25 protein-coding genes are annotated in these 19,240 nt (G+C 70.6%); 12 read left to right on the top strand and 13 right to left on the bottom strand.

Annotated elements, in window-relative coordinates; all coding sequences use genetic code 11:
* Window positions 1–37 precede the first annotated feature (37 nt).
* Both EO776_RS04455 and EO776_RS04450 read left to right on the top strand, forming a co-directional pair.
* A complete protein-coding gene (locus EO776_RS04455) occupies window positions 38–295 on the top strand; it encodes a hypothetical protein (protein WP_094495316.1) in 258 nt (85 codons plus the stop codon).
* Window positions 296–393: 98 nt separating this feature from the next.
* Complete coding sequence (locus tag EO776_RS04450; protein WP_089307914.1) at window positions 394–1,560, top strand: ArsA family ATPase; 1,167 nt, start codon at window positions 394–396, stop codon at window positions 1,558–1,560.
* Between the two features lie 28 nt (window positions 1,561–1,588).
* Here the strand turns inward: EO776_RS04450 and EO776_RS04445 are convergent, their stop codons facing one another.
* Together EO776_RS04445 and EO776_RS04440 are read right to left on the bottom strand one after the other, a co-directional pair.
* Window positions 1,589–2,224, bottom strand: a complete 636-nt coding sequence (locus EO776_RS04445) for a hypothetical protein (RefSeq protein ID WP_086215855.1) — start codon at window positions 2,222–2,224, stop codon at window positions 1,589–1,591.
* Window positions 2,221–2,910 carry a hypothetical protein gene (locus EO776_RS04440; protein ID WP_086219713.1) on the bottom strand — a complete coding sequence of 230 codons (690 nt, stop codon included), beginning with the start codon at window positions 2,908–2,910 and terminating at the stop codon, window positions 2,221–2,223. The genes EO776_RS04445 and EO776_RS04440 overlap by 4 nt, the downstream gene beginning before the upstream one ends.
* Window positions 2,911–3,047: 137 nt before the next feature.
* Here EO776_RS04440 and EO776_RS04435 point away from each other — a divergent pair, with 137 nt between their 5' ends.
* From EO776_RS04435 to EO776_RS04415, 5 genes are all read left to right on the top strand, one after another.
* A complete protein-coding gene (locus EO776_RS04435) occupies window positions 3,048–3,848 on the top strand; it encodes a DUF2103 domain-containing protein (RefSeq protein WP_089307916.1) in 801 nt (266 codons plus the stop codon).
* A 131-nt stretch (window positions 3,849–3,979) separates the two neighbouring features.
* On the top strand, window positions 3,980–4,678 hold the full coding sequence (locus tag EO776_RS04430) for a LysE family translocator (RefSeq protein WP_049931285.1): 699 nt from the start codon (window positions 3,980–3,982) through the stop codon (window positions 4,676–4,678).
* 91 nt (window positions 4,679–4,769) lie between these two features.
* On the top strand, window positions 4,770–5,822 hold the full coding sequence (locus EO776_RS04425) for an NAD(P)-dependent glycerol-1-phosphate dehydrogenase (RefSeq protein ID WP_049931286.1): 1,053 nt from the start codon (window positions 4,770–4,772) through the stop codon (window positions 5,820–5,822).
* Window positions 5,823–5,984: 162 nt separating this feature from the next.
* Window positions 5,985–6,644, top strand: coding sequence for a DUF420 domain-containing protein (locus EO776_RS04420; RefSeq protein WP_049931287.1), 660 nt, complete (start codon window positions 5,985–5,987; stop codon window positions 6,642–6,644).
* Between the two features lie 93 nt (window positions 6,645–6,737).
* On the top strand, window positions 6,738–8,060 hold the full coding sequence (locus EO776_RS04415) for a M28 family peptidase (protein WP_086215853.1): 1,323 nt from the start codon (window positions 6,738–6,740) through the stop codon (window positions 8,058–8,060).
* Between the two features lie 36 nt (window positions 8,061–8,096).
* Here the strand turns inward: EO776_RS04415 and EO776_RS04410 are convergent, their stop codons facing one another.
* The 9 genes from EO776_RS04410 to EO776_RS04370 form a co-directional block, all read right to left on the bottom strand.
* Window positions 8,097–8,540, bottom strand: coding sequence for a DUF7313 family protein (locus tag EO776_RS04410; RefSeq protein WP_049931289.1), 444 nt, complete (start codon window positions 8,538–8,540; stop codon window positions 8,097–8,099).
* A 136-nt stretch (window positions 8,541–8,676) separates the two neighbouring features.
* On the bottom strand, window positions 8,677–9,408 hold the full coding sequence (locus EO776_RS04405) for an NAD(+)/NADH kinase (RefSeq protein WP_094520021.1): 732 nt from the start codon (window positions 9,406–9,408) through the stop codon (window positions 8,677–8,679).
* Between the two features lie 113 nt (window positions 9,409–9,521).
* Window positions 9,522–9,806 (bottom strand): DUF7314 family protein, encoded by a 285-nt coding sequence (locus EO776_RS04400; RefSeq protein ID WP_049931291.1) that lies wholly within the window; start codon window positions 9,804–9,806, stop codon window positions 9,522–9,524.
* A 4-nt stretch (window positions 9,807–9,810) separates the two neighbouring features.
* Window positions 9,811–10,242, bottom strand: a complete 432-nt coding sequence (locus EO776_RS04395; protein WP_049931292.1) for a DUF7315 family membrane protein — start codon at window positions 10,240–10,242, stop codon at window positions 9,811–9,813.
* Between the two features lie 83 nt (window positions 10,243–10,325).
* Window positions 10,326–11,114, bottom strand: coding sequence for a cytochrome b family protein (locus EO776_RS04390; protein WP_049931294.1), 789 nt, complete (start codon window positions 11,112–11,114; stop codon window positions 10,326–10,328).
* 4 nt (window positions 11,115–11,118) lie between these two features.
* Window positions 11,119–11,928, bottom strand: coding sequence for a cytochrome b (locus EO776_RS04385; protein ID WP_049931295.1), 810 nt, complete (start codon window positions 11,926–11,928; stop codon window positions 11,119–11,121).
* A gap of 7 nt (window positions 11,929–11,935) precedes the next feature.
* Window positions 11,936–12,325: a DUF7318 family protein gene (locus EO776_RS04380; RefSeq protein WP_049931296.1), complete on the bottom strand. Its 390-nt coding sequence runs from the start codon at window positions 12,323–12,325 to the stop codon at window positions 11,936–11,938.
* Window positions 12,322–12,972, bottom strand: coding sequence for a halocyanin domain-containing protein (locus EO776_RS04375; protein ID WP_049931297.1), 651 nt, complete (start codon window positions 12,970–12,972; stop codon window positions 12,322–12,324). The genes EO776_RS04380 and EO776_RS04375 overlap by 4 nt, the downstream gene beginning before the upstream one ends.
* A 95-nt stretch (window positions 12,973–13,067) precedes the next feature.
* Entirely contained in the window at window positions 13,068–13,982 is a 915-nt protein-coding gene (locus EO776_RS04370) for a DUF7319 domain-containing protein (protein WP_049931298.1), read from the bottom strand.
* A 123-nt stretch (window positions 13,983–14,105) separates the two neighbouring features.
* Between EO776_RS04370 and EO776_RS04365 the strand changes: the two genes are divergently transcribed.
* Together EO776_RS04365 and EO776_RS04360 are read left to right on the top strand one after the other, a co-directional pair.
* Entirely contained in the window at window positions 14,106–14,588 is a 483-nt protein-coding gene (locus EO776_RS04365; protein ID WP_049931299.1) for a DUF7321 family protein, read from the top strand.
* Between the two features lie 83 nt (window positions 14,589–14,671).
* Window positions 14,672–15,292 carry an HAD family hydrolase gene (locus tag EO776_RS04360; RefSeq protein ID WP_094520022.1) on the top strand — a complete coding sequence of 207 codons (621 nt, stop codon included), beginning with the start codon at window positions 14,672–14,674 and terminating at the stop codon, window positions 15,290–15,292.
* A 31-nt stretch (window positions 15,293–15,323) separates the two neighbouring features.
* Here the strand turns inward: EO776_RS04360 and EO776_RS04355 are convergent, their stop codons facing one another.
* Together EO776_RS04355 and EO776_RS04350 are read right to left on the bottom strand one after the other, a co-directional pair.
* Window positions 15,324–16,187 (bottom strand): MBL fold metallo-hydrolase, encoded by an 864-nt coding sequence (locus EO776_RS04355; protein WP_049931302.1) that lies wholly within the window; start codon window positions 16,185–16,187, stop codon window positions 15,324–15,326.
* Window positions 16,188–16,190: 3 nt separating this feature from the next.
* Window positions 16,191–18,044 (bottom strand): radical SAM protein, encoded by a 1,854-nt coding sequence (locus EO776_RS04350; RefSeq protein ID WP_086215847.1) that lies wholly within the window; start codon window positions 18,042–18,044, stop codon window positions 16,191–16,193.
* Window positions 18,045–18,137: 93 nt separating this feature from the next.
* Here EO776_RS04350 and EO776_RS04345 point away from each other — a divergent pair, with 93 nt between their 5' ends.
* From EO776_RS04345 to EO776_RS04340, 3 genes are all read left to right on the top strand, one after another.
* Window positions 18,138–18,587, top strand: a complete 450-nt coding sequence (locus EO776_RS04345; RefSeq protein WP_094520023.1) for a hypothetical protein — start codon at window positions 18,138–18,140, stop codon at window positions 18,585–18,587.
* Window positions 18,588–18,664: 77 nt separating this feature from the next.
* A complete protein-coding gene (locus EO776_RS18880; protein WP_017342671.1) occupies window positions 18,665–18,820 on the top strand; it encodes a DUF7559 family protein in 156 nt (51 codons plus the stop codon).
* A 3-nt stretch (window positions 18,821–18,823) separates the two neighbouring features.
* Complete coding sequence (locus tag EO776_RS04340; RefSeq protein ID WP_086215845.1) at window positions 18,824–19,240, top strand: Hsp20/alpha crystallin family protein; 417 nt, start codon at window positions 18,824–18,826, stop codon at window positions 19,238–19,240.

The raw sequence follows: 19,240 nt of genomic DNA, 5'->3' as shown, positions 1-19,240 counted from the left end.
CGCAATCCACACAATAGTATATGGTGGCAGACAGCAGATGAGCGGTAACCCGGCGTCGAACGGAGCGGCGGACGGACCGAACGCGGCGGTCGTCGTCGGCGTCGTGTTCTCGGCGATCGTGGTGCTCACCGTGATCGCGTACACGGTGACTGTGACCACGGTCAACCTGCTTGCCGTCGACCTGCTCGCGTACCCGGTCGGCGGGGTCGCGCCGTTCGTCGTGATCACTGGGGCCATTCTCACGATCCCGATAATGATTCCGACCGCGCTGATCTCGATGAAGCGACTCGGCTGACCGCGGTCGCGGCGTCATCCGGTCACCGCTCGAAGCGCGACGGTCGCCGCCGAATCCGGACCGACGGCTACACAAGCCCACCGGACCGACACACGCGTATGGACGACATCGACGTCGAGCCCGTCGACCGGGTCGACGAGGCCGACGACGACACCGCGGTCGAGCCCGCGGAGACGGACGAGGAGCTGACCGTCGACGAGGAGCTCGCCGACCTGCCCGCGGGCGTCGACGCGCCCGACTACGTGCTGTACGGCGGGAAGGGCGGCGTTGGAAAGACGACGATGGCGGCCGCGACGGGGCTCGCCTCGGCCGCGGGCGGCGTCCGGACGCTCGTCGTCTCGACCGACCCCGCGCACTCGCTGTCGGACACCTACGAGACCGAGATCCCCGCCGAGCCGGCGCGCATCCGCGAGGACGTGCCCCTGTACGCCGCCGAGATCGACCCCGACGCCGCGGTCGACGAGGGGATGTTCGGGGCGGACGGCGACCCGCTCGGCGGGCTCGGCGAGATGGGCGACGCGATGGGCGGCATGGGCGGCGAGGGGCCGATGGGCGGCGCCGAGGGCGAGGACGGCGAGGGGCTCGGCGGACTCCTCGGCGGCACGATGCCCGGCGCCGACGAGGCGGCGGCGATGCGCCAGCTGCTGGAGTACCTCGACGACCCGCGGTTCGACCGCGTCGTCGTCGACACCGCGCCGACCGGTCACACGCTCCGCCTGCTCCAACTGCCGGAGATCATGGACTCGATGCTCGGGCGCGTGATGAAGCTCCGGCAGCGCTTCTCCGGGATGATGGACGGGATCAAGGGGATGTTCGGCGGCGGCGACGACGACCCCGACCCCTCGGCGGACCTCGAGGAGCTCCGCGAACGCATCGAGCGACTCCGAGCGGTCCTGCGCGACCCCGCGAAGACGGACTTCCGCGTCGTGATGATCCCCGAGGAGATGAGCGTCGTCGAGTCCGAGCGGCTCGTCGCGCGGCTCGACGAGTTCGGAATCCCGGTGAACACGCTCGTCGTCAACCGTGTGATGGAGGGCGTCGGCGACGTGACCGGCGGGAACGGGGCCGGGATCGACCCCGACTGGGTGGTCGAGCCCAACCCCGACACCTGCGAGTTCTGCGCCCGCCGGTGGGAGGTCCAGCAGAGCGCGCTCCGCCAGGCGACGGACCTGTTCCGCGCCCGGGACGTGAAGCGGGTGCCGCTGCTCGCGAACGAGGTCCGGGGTGAGGCCGCGCTGCGGGTCGTCGCGGCCTGTCTGGACTGAGCGGTCCGACTACGGCTCGCGTCCGGCGCTACTCGGTCGCGCTCCCGAAGATCCGGTCCCGGACCAGCTCCGCGACGCCCGCGAGGTGCGCCTGTCCGAACAGCCCGACCAGCACCGCGCCCGCGGTGTTGTACATGAGATCGAGCACGGTGTCGTCGAGCCCGTGCTGCGCGAGCGGCATGTCGATGCCGGTCTCGGTCGCGACGATGTCTAAGCCGAACTCGAACAGCTCCCAGAGCACGCCGAACGCGAGGACGATGAGGACGATGAAGACGAACGCGAACCGCGACGGGATCCGGATCCCGTCGCTGTGGAGGTCGACCGCCCGGAGCGTCGTGTAGCCGACTGCGGCGACCAGGGAGGCCGACAGCGCGTGCGTCATGTGGTCCCACCACTCGACGCGGGCGTAGAACCCGGCCGAGCCGACCGTGTGGAGGAACACGGCCGTCGTGATCCACAGGGCGAGCCACGGGTCGAGCGGGAGGTCGTACCGGCGCTCGAGCGCCGCGGGGACCAGCGTGACGAGGAGCGCAATGACCCCGTTGCTTACTGCCTTCTGCTCGCCCGCGAGGAAGCCGTACGCGACGATGCCGACGAGCAGGACCTGCATCGCGCCCGTGAGTCGACGCTGCGACGCGAGCGACAGCCGAGGGAGCAGCGTCATCGCCGCACCACCCGGCGGATGACGCGACGGAGGAGGCGTCCCCGGCGGCGGAAGTAGCCGTCGAAGAGGAGTCCGGCCGCGATCCCGGCCAGCGTGACGTACATGTACTCGGTCATCAGCGCGTCGTTCGTCGTCAGGTACGCGGTGCCGACGCGCTGGTCGAGGTTCCAGCGCAGCACCGTCCACACCGCCGCCGTCGCCAGCGTCGTCATCACGACGAAGGCGACCGCGAACCAGTGGGTGAGCCGCAGCGACGTGAACATGTGGAGGTCGACGGCGATCACGAGCGCCAGCGCCGCGATGGCGACGTACGCCGCGAACGTCCCTAACTCGCCGCCGAGGAGCGCGCCCACGAGGACCGGGAGCAGCGCGAGGCCCACCAGCTCGGCCGGGAGCATCGTCCGCCAGTCGCGAGCCGCGACCGTGGGCGCGAGCAAGACGCCGCCGAGTCCGACCGCGATCGCCGCCGACAGCAGGTCGTAGTCGAGCGCGCTCTCGACGAGGACCCCGCCCAGGACGGCGATCATCGCCCACGCGACGAGGGCGTTGAGCCGGCCGTCGCGGATCAGCTGCGTGAGTCTGTCCTCGACGGATCCCAGCGTGCCGGCGAGTTCTTCGCCGGACTCCCCGTCGCCGACGCTCGCGTCGGAGCCGGTCTCGGCGTCGCGGCGTCGGTCTCCGTCCATGTCCGGTACCGAGGCCGGGGAGGATTATAAGCTGTCGCTCCGGATCAGCGGTGGGCGCGACGGTGTACGGCGGCGAACGGGTCCCGAGACCGGCGGCGAACGGACGCGCTTTTATCTTCCACGGCCGTGTTGTCGGTATGAACTGTCGGCGGTGTGGGACCCCGTTAGAGAAGCCGGGGGACTACTGTTTGACCTGTAACACCGCCAACGCCGACGCGGTCGTCGCCGAGTTCGACGCCGACCGCGCGCACCTGACGATGTTGGACGAGGACGCCGTCGTCGGCGAGACGACGATCACCACGCGCCCGGAGGACACCGAGCGCCTGACGGAGGTCCAACTGCGGAACTTCGCGGGGCGCGTCGCCGACGAGATCCGACGCAAGCGACCGGAGACCGTCTACGCCGCCGGCGAGCGCGAGCCGCTCCGCGAGACGCGCGCGCAGCTCCACCACGAGTTCTACCGGGTGCCCGACGGCGGCGCCGGCGGGAGCGACCGAGACGGGACAACGTCGAGCGACCCCGCAGACGACGGCGGGAAGCCGGACGTGAGCCCCCTCGTAGAGTGGGTGCTCGACCGTCGCGGCGACCGGTCGCTGGCGGTGGTCGAGACCCCGCCGCGCGAGAAGATCGGCGGGTCGCACTCGACGCTCATCGGCGACCGCAAGGGGCGGAAGGCCGTCCAGACCGTCGCGGAACACCCGCACGTGAAGAAGATCGTTCCCGGTCCCATCGACGCCGGCGGGACGGGGTCGCGGACCGGCCTCCGCGCGAAGGCGACGCGCGCGGGGACCAACGGCAACGTCCGGCTACTCCTGCGGGACGGCTCCAGCGTCCAGGAGAACCGGATCGTCACCACGGCGATGGACCGCGAGACCGGCGAGCGCGTCCGCGAGGACCTCAACGAGGCGCTCCGGGACGCGGAGCTCCAAGACGTGTAGCTTCCGGCCCCGCCCGCCGTGTGCGGATCTGGCGTCCGATGTCCGTATCTCGGTCGCAGCGCCCGGAAGCGGCCACTACCGACCGCGTCGCTGTCGCGGGGTTTTTCACGAGACCGGTCGTTGCGAGCGGTGTGAGTACCCTCGTCACGCTCGGCGCGGGCGTCGTCTTCGGGCTGGCGCTCGCGGCGCCGCCCGGTCCGATGAACGCGGTGATCGCCGAGGAGGCCGTCCTCCGCGGTCGCTTCGCCGGCTTCCGGGCCGGCCTCGGCGCGGCGACCGCCGACGCGATCTTCTTCGTCCTCGCGTACGTCGGCGTCGTCGCGGTCGTGGAGTCGTTCCCGCTGTTACAGGGCGTCATGGTCGCGGTCGGCGGCGTCCTTATGCTGTACTTCGCCGTCGGCGCGGCCCAAGGCGCGCGGGCGTCGTTCCGTCCGACCTCCGGCGAGGAGCCGATCGCGGCCGAGGGGAAGGGGTTCCGCAAGGCGCTGGTGCTCGCCCTGACGAACCCGTACCAGGTGCTGTTCTGGCTGACGATCGGCGTCGGCCTGCTTCAGCCGGGCGAACTCGACGTGTTGTCCCGGCTCCCGGTGGTCGGAGCCGACCTCGCCGGGACGCTCGTGGTCGCCACCGGCTCGCCCGCGCTCATCGGCGGGTTCTTCCTCGGCGTGCTGGTCTGGGTCCTCGGCTTCCCCACGGGACTCGTCGCCGCGGAGCGCAGGATCGAGGCGTTCGCCCCGATCGTCGCCGTCGCGTCGGCGTTCGTGCTCGCCGGCTTCGGCGTCTACTTCCTCTACGACGCGGCGACGACGCTGGCCGCGCTTGGGGCGTAACCGGGGCGGCCGTCGCCCGTCGGCCGCTCCGCGGCGGTCGCGCCCGCCGTACATGGACAACGGCTTTGACCCGTCGGCGCGACCGTCCCGTATGTTCGAGAAGACGACGTGGATCAAGCTCCCGCGGAACGTCCTCGTGGGACACGACGTCCTCGACGACCTCGGGGAGGCGGTCGGCGAACTCTATCTCACCGGGCGGCCGCTGATCGTGACGAGCCCGACGCCGAACGAGATCGCCGGCGACCGCGTCAGAGCCCAGTTCGACGACCCCGCGACCGCGGTCGTGGAGAACGCCTCCTTCGCGGCCGTCGAGGACCTGAAGGAGACCGCGGAGGCGGTCGACCCGGGCTACCTCATCGCGCTCGGCGGCGGCAAGCCGATCGACATCGCGAAGATGGCAGCCGACCACCTCGACGTCGGCTTCGTCTCCGTCCCGACGGTCGCCTCCCACGACGGTATCGTCTCGGGGCGCTCGTCGATCCCAGAGGGCGACACGCGTCACTCGGTCGCCGCCGACCCGCCGCTCGCCGTCGTGGCGGACACGACGCTGCTCGCGGACGCCCCGTGGCGGCTCACCACCGCGGGTTGTGCGGACATCATCTCCAACTACACCGCGGTGAAGGACTGGCGGCTCGCCCGCCGCCTGCGGAACGTCGAGTACAGCGAGTACGCGGGCGCGCTCTCGGAGATGACCGCGGAGCTGCTCGTCGAGAACGCCGACATGATCCGGCCGGGCCTAGAGGAGTCGGCGTGGGTCGTGGTGAAGGCGCTCGTCTCCTCCGGGGTCGCGATGTCGATCGCCGGCTCCTCGCGGCCCGCCTCGGGCGCGGAACACCTCATCTCCCACCAGCTCGACCGCATCGCGCCGGGGAAGGCGCTCCACGGCCACCAGGTCGGCGTGGCGTCGATCATGACGGAGTTCCTCCACAGCGGCGAGAACGGGCGGTGGGCGGCGATCCGCGACGCGCTCGCCGAGCTCGACGCCCCGACGACCGCGGGCGAGCTGGGGATCGACGACGCGGAGCTCATCGCCGCGCTCACGAGCGCCCACGAGATCCGCGACCGCTACACCATCCTCCAAGGCGGGATCAACGAGGAGGCGGCGATAGGGGTCGCGACCGCGACCGGCGTCATCGAGGAGTGATCCCGGTTCGGCGCGCGGCGAGCGACGCCGCCGGACGGCCCCGCGTCGCCCCCGAAGAACGGCCCCGCGTCACTCCCGCGGAACAGCCCCGCGTCGTCCCCGATCTCCGGCTCTCGATTCCGACCTCGAAAGGCCAATAACGCTCCCGGGAGTACACCTGATATGTCCACCGCCAGCGTTCGCGACCGGGCCAAAGAGCGGGCCACCGCGATAACCGTCCTCCTCACCGTCGTCGGCTACGGCGCCGTGGGGGGCGTGTTCCTCGTTCCGGAGTTCCAAGCGCTGTTCCCGACGCTCACGCAGGAAACGGTCAATCTGCTCGCGCACGCCATCGCGGCCGTCAACACGGTCACCGTGATCTCCCTCTCGCTCGGCTGGTACTGGATCCGGAACGACGAGGTGAAAAAGCACGCGGCGGCGATGACGACGTCGTTCGTCCTCATCCTCCTGTTCCTCGGGATGTACCTCCCGAAGGTCGCCGGGGGCGGCACCAAGGAGTTCGTCCTCGACTCGTCGTACGCGTGGGTCCCGCTGTGGGACTGGGTGTACCCCGCGTACCTGATCATGCTCGCGATCCACATCATTCTCTCCGTGGTCTCGGTCCCCGTCGTCCTCTACGCGATCGTCCTCGGGCTCACCCACACCGAACAGGAGCTCCGGACGGAGACGCCACACCGGCGCGTCGGTCGGATCGCCGCGAGCGCGTGGATCCTCTCGCTCGCGCTCGGGGTCGTCACCTACCTCCTCTTGAACCACCTGTACGACTCGACGTTCGCGGCCGCCGAGGCCGCGACGGTCCTCCTGCCGGCCGTCCCGGTCTAACTCCTCCCCCTCGGCCCCGGCGTCTCGCCGGGGGATCCCGGCCGCCCCCGCCGCCACCGAAACGCTTGACCGGCGGCCGCGACACCCACACCCATGACCGACTGGATCGGCGAGACGTTCACGAGCGACGCGGGCTGGAACCACCTCCTCGACCTCGTCGACGTTGGCGACCGCATGGCCGGCTCGGCGGGCGAGCGCGAGGCGCTTGAGCTGACCCGCGACGCGTTCGCCGCGGCCGGCGCGCGGAACGCCGCGGTCGAGGAGTTCGAGATACAGGGCTGGGAGCGCGGCGACAGCGCGGTCCGCGAGGCCGCGACGGACGAGCCGGTCGCCGTCGGCCCGAACGCCTGTATCGCGCTACCGCGCAGCCCGAGCGCCGAGGTGACCGGGGAGTTCGTCGACCTCGGTCACGGCGTTCCAGCGGACTTCGAGGCCGACCTCGAGGGGAAGGTCGTGATGGTGTCGTCGGACACCCCCGACGCCGTCGACCGATTCATCCATCGCCGGGAGAAGTACTACCGCGCGGTCGACGCCGGCGCCGCCGCCTTCGTCTTCGCCAACCACGTCGAGGGGACCCTCCCGCCGACCGGGAGTGTCGGGACCGCGGAGGCGCCCGTGGGGGCGATCCCGGCGGTCGGCGTCTCGAAAGAGGCCGGCGCCCGGCTGGCGCGGCGACGCGAGGGCGACGACCTGACCGTCGCGGTCGACTGCGAGACGCCGACGGCGACGAGCGGCAACGCGGTCGCCGAACTCGGCCCCGACACCGACGAACACCTGCTCGTCTCCTCGCACGTCGACGCCCACGACATCGCGGAGGGCGCGATGGACAACGGGGCGGGGACGGCGACGATCGTCGAGGTCGCGCGGGCGCTCGCTGCGCGCGAGGGCGAGCTCGACGTGCGGGTCCGGTTCGCCGCGTTCGGCGCCGAGGAGGTCGGGCTCGTCGGCTCGTCCGTGGCCGCCGAGGCGGCCGACAGGGAGGCGGTCCGCGCGGTCGTCAACGTCGACAGCAACGTGTTCGGTCGGACGCTGCGGCTCGACCACCACGACTTCGACGCGCTGGCGGCGGCCGCCGACCGTGTGAGCGACCGCTTCGACCACCCGATCGCGACGGGGAGCGAGCTGGTCCCCCACAGCGACCACTGGCCGTTCGTGAAGCGGGGGATCCCCGGGTACATGGTCTCGGGCGAGACCGAGGGGCGCGGCCGCGGCTGGGGCCACACCCACGCCGACACGCTGGATAAGCTGGAGTCGCGAAACCTCCGCGAGCAGGCGATCCTCCTGACCGAGCTGGTCGTCGAGCTCGCCGAGGCGGACGCGTCGGTTCCCCGCCGCGACACCGACGAGATCGCGGCGGCGCTCGAAGCCGAGGGGAAGGCGACGGGGATGAAGCTCACCGGCGACTGGCCGTTCTGACGCGAGGCGAGCGAGAAAGCGGCGGTCCGCGGTTCGTCAGGCGACGACGAACTGGTTCCAGATCCCTTCGACGAGGAAGAACAGCGCGAAGTACGACGACCACACCAACACGACGAGCGAGGCGGCGATCGAGCTCTTCGGCGCCTCGATCGTCATGTCGTTCCGGGCCTCGACGTTGCGGGCCTCCAGCTCGAAGAAGTCGGCGACGAACATCGCGAGGACGAGCACGGAGAGGATCGTCCCTCTCACCGGCGAACCGAGGATGTAGACGAACGAGAGGAGGACGAGCCCGACGTTAGTGAACACGTGCGGCGTGTACGCCTCCACGCTGTCCGCCTCCTGTCCCTGTTCGACGTGCCGCCTGTGCGCGAGGTGCCGCGTGGCGAGGTTCGCGACTGTCATCACGAAGATCGCGTACGGCAGCGCCGGCCCGACGGCCGACAGCCAGCCGAGGGGAACGAGGAACTGCAGTGGGTCCATACCCACCACTTCCGTTCACGACGTATTAGAGTGTTTCCGATCGGCGCGCCCGCGGGGAGGGGCGGCGTCGCTGCGATCGGAACGAGCCGTCCGTCGCTGCGATCGGAACGAGCCGTCGCCGCCACCGGGGGAGGGATCACCCCCGCTCCGCCGTCGGAGCGAGGAGATCGACCGTCGTCGCGGCCTCGATCCTGACCGCGCGATGTGGCTCGACAGTCCCCCAGCGGTCCCCGTCGACGACCAGCGCGACCGACTCCTCCTCGCGCTCGACGGTGACCCCGAGGCGGCCGCTCGCGACCCACGTGTCGGGAGCGGTCGTGAACGGCGAGACGGGGACGACCGCGAGGCCCGCCCCGGGCGATACCAGCGGCCCGCCGGCCGCCGCCGCATACCCCTCACTCCCGAGCGGCGTCGCGACCACGGCGCCGTCCGCGCGCACCGACGCCGACTCGCCGTCGGAGAACGCGATCTCGTACTCGGATATCCGGGCCGGCGCCGCCGTCACGAACGCGACGTCGGCGGCCGCGAACCGGCGGCGACTATCCGGCCGTTCGACCGCGACGACCGGATGAGCGACGCGGGAGAACGCGTCGAACTCGGGAGCCGGCCCGTCGACGACGAGGTCGGTCACGAGACTCGGGTCGACCGCGTGACGGCCCGTTCCGACCGGGAGGACCGGGTGGCCGCGCGTGTCCGTACTCGCGGCCGCGCGCATCGCTTCGCGGAGCGCGGCCTCGCCGACGGCGACGACCACGTCTGCCTCGGCGCGGTCGACGAGCGGGGCGCCCGCGTCGGTCGCCGCCGATCGGATCGCCGCCGCCGGGTCGCCCTCGCCGAGAACCGCGAAGGGGCGCGTCGGCTCACTCATGGCCGTGGGTGGGACGAGCGGCGGTGAAAATCCCTCGGTTCGCCGGCGGTCGCCGTCGCGTCGCCGGTGAACGGCGCGAGGAAGAGCGGAGAAACGAGACGAGCGTTTCGCGTTCAGTTCGCGGCGGCGTCTTCGTCGCCGCCGTTGAGAGCGTCGCGGAGCTGGCGGCTGGCCGGGATGAGCACCCAGAACGTCGCCGCACCGAGCACCATCAGCCAGAAGAACATGTCGCCCGCGAACACGCCGATCTCGCCGTACGCCGTGTTCACGCCCTCCGCCGGGTTCACGAGCTGCGACACCTGGTAGTACGACGGCGTCCGGTACCAGCCGCCGAAGGTGATCCAGCCGAGACCGCCGATCGCGAACAGGGCGAAGCCCTTCATGAACTCGTCTGCCATTATCTCATGTTTCGCTGGGGTCGTCTTGAGACTTTCCCATCCCCTGTCCGCGGAACCGGGTCCCGAGCACGTACACGGCGGTTCCGAGGATAATGAATCCCACGCCCGTGATCGCCAGTATCGCCACCAGCACGTCTTCCGGGGGCAGGAGTCCGGCGTTGTCGAGCAGATAGACGATGGTCGTCCGGACGAAGCTGATCTGGAGCGTCGCGGCGTCGATGAGGGTGAACCCGACGAAGTAGGTGACGACCGCGGCGAGCGTCGAGAAGACGGTGACGGCCTTGTACAGCCGGAACGGGACGACGATCTCTCGGCCGCTCGGGCCCTCCCGCGGGCCCGTCGGCTCGGTGCGGGGCTCGGCGTCGTCGTCGGCCGCGATCGGATCGCCGGTCTCGTCGAACGCCTGCGAGGAGTCGCCGTCTGTTGAGGATGACATGGGTGATACGGAGCGTCTGAACGGCTGGACCGGACCGCGACCGCGCGTCGGTCACGGGGGCGAAGCGGGCGGGGCTCGACCGGTTACTTCGGCGGGCGGAGCATGAAGTACCGGCGGTTGAGGTCGTACATGTACCCCTCGCGCATCGTCTTCAACACCGCGTAGGTGATGATGCCGGCGACGACGGGGAGCATGAACACGAGCGAGAACAGCAGCTCGAGCGGGACGGGGAAGAAGTTCTGGATGGCGAGCACCGCCAGCGTGATCGCCAGCACGACGCCGGTCATCCCGAGCGCCGCCCAGCCCGGCTCCTCGACGGGACGCCGCGCGTTCCCCTTGTTGAGGAAGGGGACGAGCGTGATGACGCCGAAGATGGCGCCGTGGGCCACGAGCCCGTACAGCTCGTTGGACATGACGATGTTGCCGCCCAACACCGCGAGTTCGGGGTTGATCGGGCTGAGTTTCAGCAGTCCGAACGACCAGTAGAGGTACCAGTCGGGCAGGATGATCGCCGGCGTCGATCCGGGGTTCGCCGGGTCCCCGAAGTGCCCCGGAAGGATCGACGCCACGAGCAGCATGATCCCGAGGAAGAACGACGTGATAGCGAGGTTCCGGATCGTCTCGTGGGGCCACGTCGGGAAGCCGAGCACGTCGCGCTCGACGTACGTGGACTCCGCGCGGAGGTCCTCGTCCTCGCGGCGGGACCGCTCGAAGTACTGGTAGGTGAGCTGTGCGAGCCCCTGGCTGCGCTCCTTGCGCTCCGACCAGGTCGGCGTCTCGTCGTCCGGCGGGACGGTCGCCGGGGGGCCGCCGTCGGTCCGCGCCTCGTCGTCGGTGCCTCCGTCCGTCATGGGAGTGGTGTCGTCGGTCATTGGATTAGTGCGGTTCCGCGATGCCCTGCACCCAGACGATGCCCACGTGGACCGCGATGAGCGCGGTGACCACGAACGGCAGCACGAACACGTGCAGGATGTACATTCTCACGAGCGTCGCCTGTCCGAGGGTGAAGCCGCCGAACAGCAACTGGGCCGCCCACTCGCCCACGATCGGGGTCGCGAGCGCCAGTTCGACGCCGATCTGCGCCGCCCAGAAGGACAGCTGCTTCCACGGGAGGACGTACCCGGAGAAGCCGAACAGCAGCGTCAGGGCGATGAGCACGACGCCGAGGATCCAGTTGACCTCGCGCGGCTCCTTGTACGCGCCGGTGAAGTAGACGCGCAGCATGTGGAGGAACACCGCCGCCACCATGAACTGCGCCGCCCAGCGGTGGATCGCCCGGAGCATGAACCCGAACTGGACGTCCGTCATGATCATCACCATCGAGTCGTACGCCGCCGTCGGGTCGCCCTGCGCCGCCGCACCGGCGGTCGACGGTGCGTAATAGAACCCGAGCAGCGCGCCGGAGACCGCCGCGAGCAGGTATGCGATGATAGAGAGGGACCCGAGCGAGTACAGCGGGTACCAGTACCAGAACTTGTTGTCGAGGTCGTACTGCTCGGTGTGGCTCTTCGGCATCTGGAGGTTCGCGCGGTAGTACATCGTCTCCAGCAGTTCGAGGTAGTCGACGATGCGAAGCCGCTTGTCCAGCCAGATGAGCGTGGTCAGGAACGCCGTCTCGATGGCTGTGAGATCCTGACTCTTGAGCCACGCGTTGTGGTCCATGTCGTCTTGTTTTTTCAGACTCATTGTCGAATCACTTCTTGTAGTACGGGTACACAGCCCGTTTCAGCGTGTCCGCCAGCCCGCCGGTGTCGATGCTTTTGCCGTCCTTGTCCTCCTCGCGGACGTACAGGTCCTCCCACTTGCGACGGCGTTTCTTCACGATCATCACGTCCGGAAGGAACTCTTTCCGGTACAGGAGTAGGATGAACGCGAGATCAATAAAGATGAGGGCGAGAAGCGCCCCGACGAACATGTTGCCGGCCTCCGTCGACGCCCACGCGGACATCAGCCCGTAGGTGAAAAGCGCGACGAACACGACCTCGATGACGGTGAGGAGGACGATCGCGATCGCGGCCGCGGTGCTCTCACGGGCCGGTTCGTACCGGTGAATGTCGCCGTACGAGGAGTTGCCGGAGCTCATCTCGCACCCCCGTGACCCGTGTGGGCGGACTCGCCGTACTTGAGCATGTAGAACGTGAACACGAACGTCAGCCCGATGCCGAGGATCGCGGAGATGCCGACCCAGTGGGCGTGGAGCGGAACGCCGACCTTGGCGATGTCCTCGGGCCACCCGGTGTTCGCGCCGCCGCCGACCTCGACGGTCGCGACGTCCTCGCCGACGGCGATGCCGCCGTGCATGCCGACCGCGGTGTGGGGCACGCAGTGGTAGTGGGTGATCCCGGCGTCCTCGCTCGACGTCTCGTACTCGTAGGTGTACCCCTCCTCGCCGACGGGGTCACCGCTGTCGAAGCTGGCCGGGCCGCCGCCATCGACCGCCTGGACGTTGTGGTCGCCGCCGTTGCCCGTCCACTCCCAGGTGATCGTCGTTCCCTCGTCGACCCACACGAGGGTCGGGTCGAACGCGAGGCCGTTGCTGCCGGCCCCGACCGAGATGGTCACCGAGTCCTGGCCGCGGGCGTCGGTGTACGAGCCCACGTTTCCGCTGGCCGCCCCGCTCGGCCAATCGGGCTGTACCTCCTGTGCAGCCGCCGTTCCGGTCGCCCCGGCGGAGGCCGCGACGGCGGCGGTCGCGCCGCCGGCCGTCCGCACGAAGTCCCGCCTTTTCATACAGTTTCACTCAGGACGGGGTGCGCTTAAACCCACCGACTGATACCGCCGACGCGGAGGTGTCTGTAGGGCCTGAGACCGTCGAAATCGGCGGATTACTCGTCTCGGTCGGGGTCGGTCGTAGCGCCGTCCTCGCCGGTCACGACGCCGTCCTCAACCGGGACGAACTCGGGCCGCTCCTTCGCCTCGCGGAGCGCTCGCAGACGGTCGCGGTACTCCTCCGATCGGAACCGGTCCGAGAGCCGCGCGTTCGCCACCATCGCGAACAGGAACACCCCGACGAGCAGGAACACGATGCCCATCGCCGGCGCGACGATCGTGTCGAGGTCCGTTGCGGCGGTCGCGACGAGGAGCGCCACGCCGGCGAGCACCTGAATCCCGGCGACCGCCTGTATCACGAGGTTGCCGAACTCGCCCGAACCCTCCGGAACGCTGTCGGGGTGCGGGAGCGACCAGTCCTCCGGCGGCTCGGGCACCTCGTACGAGTCCATCGCCGCCAAGGCGACGACCGGTTCGATGTCCCGAAGCACGGTTCCCTCGCCGCGTACCTCGCCCGTGGGGCGGATGATCGCGTATCCCTCGTCGGAGTAGACGAGGATGCGCTCCTCGCCGTCCTCGCGGACGCGCTCCAAGACGCCGAACACGTCGCGGGTCGCGATCCGGGACTTCAGCTCGGCGTCGACCCGGTCGAGGAGCCGGTCGCCCGTGATCCACGTGTCGGGGTCGAAGGCGGCGTCCCACTCCTCGGCGCTCATCTGGGCCATGTCCGACGGGCCGAAGTCGTCGAAGTCGTACTCGGACTCGACGCGCTCGCGGAGGGCCTCGATGTCGTCCTCGTCTCCGGGAGCGCCGTCGGCGTCGGTCGACGCGGGCTCCGCTTCCGGAGTCCCGTCGGTCGCCCGAGATCCGTCTTCCGCGGGCTCCGTGTCGGGGGCTTCCGGGTCGTCGGGCGGGTCGGCCGACTCCTCCGGCGGCGACTCCGGCTCCGACCGCGTCGAGGTGTCCTCCATCGCCCCGGGGTACGTGCTCCTGACGCTAACTGTTTTCGTCCGCGCCCCGACGGCGAGAGGGCGGGACCGCGGGCGCCCGACGCGGATCGGGGGGCTTTACGCGCCGGAGCACGTATCGACGGTATGGTCGACGAGTCGGTCATCGCGGCCCTCGCCGGGATGTCCGTGACGACGAGTCTCCCGTTCCTCCTGTACGGCGCCTGGATCATGATCGACGCAGAGACCGTGTCGTGGAACGTGCTGATGCGCCACCTGCGGTACATCGTCGTCGGACTAGTGCTCACGACGGTCCCGATAGCCGGGTGGATGGTCCCGCGCGTCCTCGACCAAGTGAGCGGCATGGCGATCCTCCACGCGTTCTTCGGCGTTCAGGCGTACGCCCTGTTGGCGTTCGCGCTCACCGGGATCGTGCGGATCTTCCAGGCGAAGCGGAACGCCGACGCCTACGAGGACCCCAGCGTGGACATCGACGAGCTCCACGAGGACATGAGCCACTGGCGGAAGCGGCTCCGCGCCGGCGTCGCCGGCTTCATGCTCCTGTGGTTGTGCGCGTGGGTGACCGGGCTCTACCGGCTCGTCACGCTCCACTTCGGCTCGCTGTTCTGACGGCGGCGGCGCGAACGGTCGGCGTCGAGAGGCGTTCCCCCGACCGACAGCTTCAATCCGGGTTTGTCCCTAACGGTGGTATCGTGGCAGTCACCTTCGATCTCTTCGGGACCCTCGTCGACGTCGAGTACCCGTCCGACCCGGCGGAAACGGTCGCGCGCGAACTGGAGTCCCGCGGCGTAACGGTCCCCGACGACTGGCACGTCGCGTACGGCGAGCAGCACGTCGAGGCGCCGGCCGGCGCGGAGGTCCCTCTCCCCGCACACGTCGCTCGGGCGCTGGACTCCCGCGGCGTCGACGCGGAGCAGAACGTCGCCAGGCACGCCGTGCTCGCGGCGTTCGACCCGGACGTGACCCGGCGCGACGGCGCGCTCGACGCGGTCCGGGGCGCGGCCGACCGGGGCCCGGTGGGGCTGCTCTCGAACTGCGCCGTCCCCGAGCTCGTCCCGCGGACGCTGATCCGGGCCGGGCTCCGGGGCGAGTTCGACGCGGTCACGACGAGCGTCGGCTGCGGCTGGCGGAAGCCGCACCCCTCCGCGTTCGAGGCCGCGGCGGAGGCGCTCGGAACGGCCACCACCGGCCTCGTCCACGTCGGCGACGACCCGGAGACTGACGGCGGGATCGTCGCCGCCGGCGGCCGCTTCGTCGACGTGACCGAGACGCCGCTCTCCGAGGTCGTCGCGGAGTTAGAGGCGGAGCCGTAGGGGCGTTCGGTGGACGGCGGGAGCCGCGGAGTCAGTCGAACCCGCGGTCCGCGAGCCGCGCGCGCCACGCCTCGTCGGCCCGTCCCTCGGCGACCAGCTTCTCGACGTGCGCGGCGACCGTCGCCAGCGCGAGGTCCCGCACGCCGGAGAGGTCCTTCTCGTAGGCGCCGTCGACGACCGCGTCGAGGTCCGACGCGCCGCCGTCGAGCGCGGCGATCACGTCTCGCTCGCGGTCCAGCCTGTGATCTATCAGCCGCTCGCAGGCCGCCGGCGGGTCGTCTATCGGCGGGCCGTGTCCGGGGAGGAGTCGGTCGTAGCCGGCGTCGCGCACGCGTTCGAGGCTCGCGAGGTAGGCAGCGAGGTCGCCCTCGGGCGCGGCGACCGCGACGCTCCCCTCGGCGACGGCGAGGTCGCCGCAACACAGCACCGACCGCCCCGACTCGGTCCCCGGACCGCCGGCCGCGAACGCGAGGTGGTCCGGCGCGTGTCCCGGCGTGTCGACCGCGCGGACCGCGGTGTCGGCGACCGTCTCGCCCGGCGCGACCGTCTCGTCCGGCTCGACCCCGGCGGCCGCGGCGAACCGGTCCGCGTGGTCATCGCGGGCGACGACCGTCGCGTCCGTCAGGGCGGCGTAGTCAGCGACCGCGCCGACGTGGTCCGGGTGGGCGTGGGTGACGGCGATCGCTTCGACGGACGGGGCGTCCGCGTCTACCGATCCGCGCTCCGCGAGCGCCGCGTCGAGCGCGTCGGTCCGGGCGGCGGGGTCGGCGAGGAGGCCGTCCAACAGGTACGCGTTCGTGGTCCCGCCCGGCGCGCGCGTGTCGACGGGGACTTCGACCCGGGTAACCGCGGGACCTTCGAGGCGGTCGGGGTCTTCGCGATCGTCGACCGACATCGCTCAGTCCCCGCGACCGAGCGACGACCGCGCGGCCGGACCGGGGCCGGAGCCGGGACGCTCGCGACCGGGGATCGGCACGTCGGTGTCGCCGGCGACCGCGTACGCCCCGAGGTCGGCGACCCCGGCGTCGACCGCTTCGACCGAGTCGTAGTGGCGGCCGACGACGATGTCACCAGCCGTGCTCCGGTTGATCCCGGGGATCGCGGTGAGCTCGTCCATCGAGGCCACGTTGACATCGAGCGGGTACGGGACGCCGGTGACGGAGCGGTAGCCGTGGTCCGTGATCGCCACGTCGATGCTCGTTCCGAGCTCGCGCTCGCCCGGCACCGCGACGAGGAGCGCGTACGTGCCGAGCTGGCGCCCGAACGTCTTGCCGTCCTGGTGGTACTCCAGGTACACGTCCGGGAGGACGGTTCCCGGCGGCACAACGCGGTCGAGCATCGGGTTGTCGATGGTCTCGCGCACCTCGCGCTTGTACGCCTGGAACTGGTCTTTGTGCTCCTGTGCGACCTCGGCCCCCGTCTCGGCCATCTCTGTGCCCGCGAACGCCATCACCTGCCGGATGTTGATCCGGCGGAGCATCAGCCCCTCGTCGTACACCGTCTGGAGGAAGCGCTTGTTGTGCTCGTACGTCTCCGGGCGCTCGCCGGTCAGCCCGTGGACGAGGTTGATCCCGGGGAGGAGCTTCGGCAGCCGCGGCGAGGCGTCCGGTCCGGTTGAGGGACCGGTGACGCGGGCCGGGTCGCCGGGCGTCGTCTCGGGGGCGTCGCCCGGGCGCCAGCCGCCCTCCTCGTTGACGACGCGGACGGCCTCCAAGCACTCCTCGGCGGTGACGAGGAGGTTGTTCTCCTCCTGAACGACCGGGTCAGCCGATTCGAGCCCGAACGCGGCCGTGTCGCCGGGCGTGTTGTGCTCGGCGATGACGCGGATCGCCTCGCGGGACGCCTCCGGGTAGTCCGTGATCGTCACGGGGTTCATGTTGTCGAGGTGGAGCGTCCGGAGGTCGGGAGCGACCTCGCGGATCCCGCCGTACAGCTCCCGGAGCGCGTCGGGGTTCGGCGCCTCGCCGTCGCCGCCGAACGCGAGGATGTCGGCCTGCCGTCCGAGCCGGAAGTGTCGCACGCCGCGGTCCGAGAGCGCGTCGACCTCGTCGACGACCGACCGCGCCGCACGGAACGCCGGGTCGCCGTACAGCGGCTCCGTACAGAACGAGCAGCGGTAGGCGCACCCGCGGGAGGTTTCCATCTCGCAGATGAGGTAGTCGGGGTGGTTCGGGTGCTGCTCGACGACGAACGCCCCCTGCCGGGCCCAGCGGTCGACCTCCTCGTTCGTGCGCATCCGGTTGCCGTACCCTTCCAGCCCCTCGCGGACGAGGTCGTGGGCCGCGGCCTCCACGTCGCCCATCGCGACGAAGTCGTAGTCGAGGTCGTCGCGTCGGGTCTCCTGCGCGCCGGCGTTCTCCTCGCCGACGCCGAAGCGCACCGGGCCGCCGAGCAGCGTCACGCCGTCGGCGGTCCAGCCGAGCTCTCGCACCTCGTCCGGCTCCGCGGGGGTGCCGCCGACGTACTTCCCGGGCACCGTCATCCCGCCGACGTAGATCATGAGGTCGGCGTCGGCGACGTCGGCGTGCTTGCTCCGGTCCTCGCGGAGCTCGTCGATCGTGTGATAGGTGATCGCCGACTCGGGGACGCCGGCGTCGACGAGCGCCCCGGCGGTGTATCGGGGGTACGTCGAGAGGTACGGCGGGACGCCGAAGTGGGCCGGCTCGTCGACGTACCCGTCGACGATGGTGACGGAAAGGTCGTTCGGGTCGGCCGGGAGCGACCCCCGGGCCGACGCGGGCGAATCGGTCATGTTACCGTCCGTACTCGACCGAGACGGGAAAAGCGTGCGGAACGCCCGAGCCGCGCCGGATTACTTATGCCGGAACGCGCGGAAACCCCGACCATGCCCTCCGAAACGCCCCCGAACGGTGAGACGACCTCCGGCGACGGCGCGCCAGCGCGCGCCGACGGGTCCGCTCGCTGGCAGCGAGTCGGAAACTACGTCTCGTTCGCCGCGCTCTGCGCACTCGCCGCGATGCAGTTTCTCGGCACCAATCCCAGACCGTGGGGACTCGCCGCCGGCTGGGCCGCGGCGACCGCAGTCGCCGTCGGCCCGATCGCGTGGCTCGCCCGCGGCCGCCTCTCGCCGGATCGCTACGAGACGCTGACCTACGTCGCCTTCGGCGCCGCGATCCTCGCGATCTCCGTCGGGCTGGGAGTCGCGCTTGCGTTCGAAATCCCGTTTCGCCCGTACGGTCCCGGCTTCCTCGCCGGCACGGCGTTGGGTATCGCAGTCGTCGCTGTCGCCGAGCGAACCGTCGTGCCGGACCGGATGCGCGGTGCGGGGGTCTGAGCGCCGCATCGCGCGGTTCGCACCCCCGGCTCGCCGCCGCCACGCCGTTTAAGCCGCCGCCGATACTACGTCCGCGTATGCCATCGACGATGGAGGTCAAGTGCGTCAGCGACGACTGCGAGCTCGACATGTTCGAGAACCACTACACGTACGACGTGCCCGACGACCACGCGGTCGAGGACCTCTCGTGTCCGTACTGCGGCGGGAGCGACCTCGTCGAAATCGAGGTGTGAGCGGTGGACGGACTCGTCGAAAGCGGTCGCTCCGCGCTCCGTAACGCCCTCGAACGCGTCGGCCGCGGCTGGGGTCGCGTCCAGGAGCGCCGCCCGCTCTCGCACGACCTCCTCGAGAGCGACGACGCGTACCTCGTGGTCTTCGACGCCCCCGGCGTGCGCGGCGAGGACGTCGACGTCACCTTCCTCGACCGCACCGTCGAGGTCTCGCTCGAACGCTTCCGCGACTTCTACGACGGCTACGACCTCGTGTTTCCGGGCCGCGGCGTCTCGCTGTCCGGCAGCGTCGACCTCCCCCGCGACGCCAACGTGACGCCCGAGGGCGCGAACGCGACGCTCACGCGCAACGGGACGCTCCACGTCGAGATCCCCAAACGCGGCGGATCGAGCGACGTCGACGTCGTCGAAGAAGACGACTGA

This window comes from Halorubrum ezzemoulense (assembly GCF_004126515.1).
GTDB classification, from domain to species: domain Archaea; phylum Halobacteriota; class Halobacteria; order Halobacteriales; family Haloferacaceae; genus Halorubrum; species Halorubrum ezzemoulense.
Note: the sequence above shows the minus strand (reverse complement) of the source record. Positions and strands in the feature narration are given on the sequence as shown.

Coding starts and splice junctions, on each gene's coding strand:
- EO776_RS04350 (WP_086215847.1), bottom strand. CDS start 18,044: ATGACCGATTCGCCCGCGTCGGCCCGGGGGTCGCTCCCGGCCGACCCG.
- EO776_RS04380 (WP_049931296.1), bottom strand. CDS start 12,325: ATGAGCTCCGGCAACTCCTCGTACGGCGACATTCACCGGTACGAACCG.
- EO776_RS04405 (WP_094520021.1), bottom strand. CDS start 9,408: ATGAGTGAGCCGACGCGCCCCTTCGCGGTTCTCGGCGAGGGCGACCCG.
- EO776_RS04400 (WP_049931291.1), bottom strand. CDS start 9,806: ATGGCAGACGAGTTCATGAAGGGCTTCGCCCTGTTCGCGATCGGCGGT.
- EO776_RS04435 (WP_089307916.1), top strand. CDS start 3,048: ATGAACTGTCGGCGGTGTGGGACCCCGTTAGAGAAGCCGGGGGACTAC.
- EO776_RS18880 (WP_017342671.1), top strand. CDS start 18,665: ATGCCATCGACGATGGAGGTCAAGTGCGTCAGCGACGACTGCGAGCTC.
- EO776_RS04370 (WP_049931298.1), bottom strand. CDS start 13,982: ATGGAGGACACCTCGACGCGGTCGGAGCCGGAGTCGCCGCCGGAGGAG.
- EO776_RS04425 (WP_049931286.1), top strand. CDS start 4,770: ATGTTCGAGAAGACGACGTGGATCAAGCTCCCGCGGAACGTCCTCGTG.
- EO776_RS04410 (WP_049931289.1), bottom strand. CDS start 8,540: ATGGACCCACTGCAGTTCCTCGTTCCCCTCGGCTGGCTGTCGGCCGTC.
- EO776_RS04420 (WP_049931287.1), top strand. CDS start 5,985: ATGTCCACCGCCAGCGTTCGCGACCGGGCCAAAGAGCGGGCCACCGCG.
- EO776_RS04415 (WP_086215853.1), top strand. CDS start 6,738: ATGACCGACTGGATCGGCGAGACGTTCACGAGCGACGCGGGCTGGAAC.
- EO776_RS04375 (WP_049931297.1), bottom strand. CDS start 12,972: ATGAAAAGGCGGGACTTCGTGCGGACGGCCGGCGGCGCGACCGCCGCC.
- EO776_RS04345 (WP_094520023.1), top strand. CDS start 18,138: ATGCCCTCCGAAACGCCCCCGAACGGTGAGACGACCTCCGGCGACGGC.
- EO776_RS04355 (WP_049931302.1), bottom strand. CDS start 16,187: ATGTCGGTCGACGATCGCGAAGACCCCGACCGCCTCGAAGGTCCCGCG.
- EO776_RS04450 (WP_089307914.1), top strand. CDS start 394: ATGGACGACATCGACGTCGAGCCCGTCGACCGGGTCGACGAGGCCGAC.
- EO776_RS04455 (WP_094495316.1), top strand. CDS start 38: ATGAGCGGTAACCCGGCGTCGAACGGAGCGGCGGACGGACCGAACGCG.
- EO776_RS04395 (WP_049931292.1), bottom strand. CDS start 10,242: ATGTCATCCTCAACAGACGGCGACTCCTCGCAGGCGTTCGACGAGACC.
- EO776_RS04385 (WP_049931295.1), bottom strand. CDS start 11,928: ATGAGTCTGAAAAAACAAGACGACATGGACCACAACGCGTGGCTCAAG.
- EO776_RS04390 (WP_049931294.1), bottom strand. CDS start 11,114: ATGACCGACGACACCACTCCCATGACGGACGGAGGCACCGACGACGAG.
- EO776_RS04365 (WP_049931299.1), top strand. CDS start 14,106: ATGGTCGACGAGTCGGTCATCGCGGCCCTCGCCGGGATGTCCGTGACG.
- EO776_RS04440 (WP_086219713.1), bottom strand. CDS start 2,910: ATGGACGGAGACCGACGCCGCGACGCCGAGACCGGCTCCGACGCGAGC.
- EO776_RS04445 (WP_086215855.1), bottom strand. CDS start 2,224: ATGACGCTGCTCCCTCGGCTGTCGCTCGCGTCGCAGCGTCGACTCACG.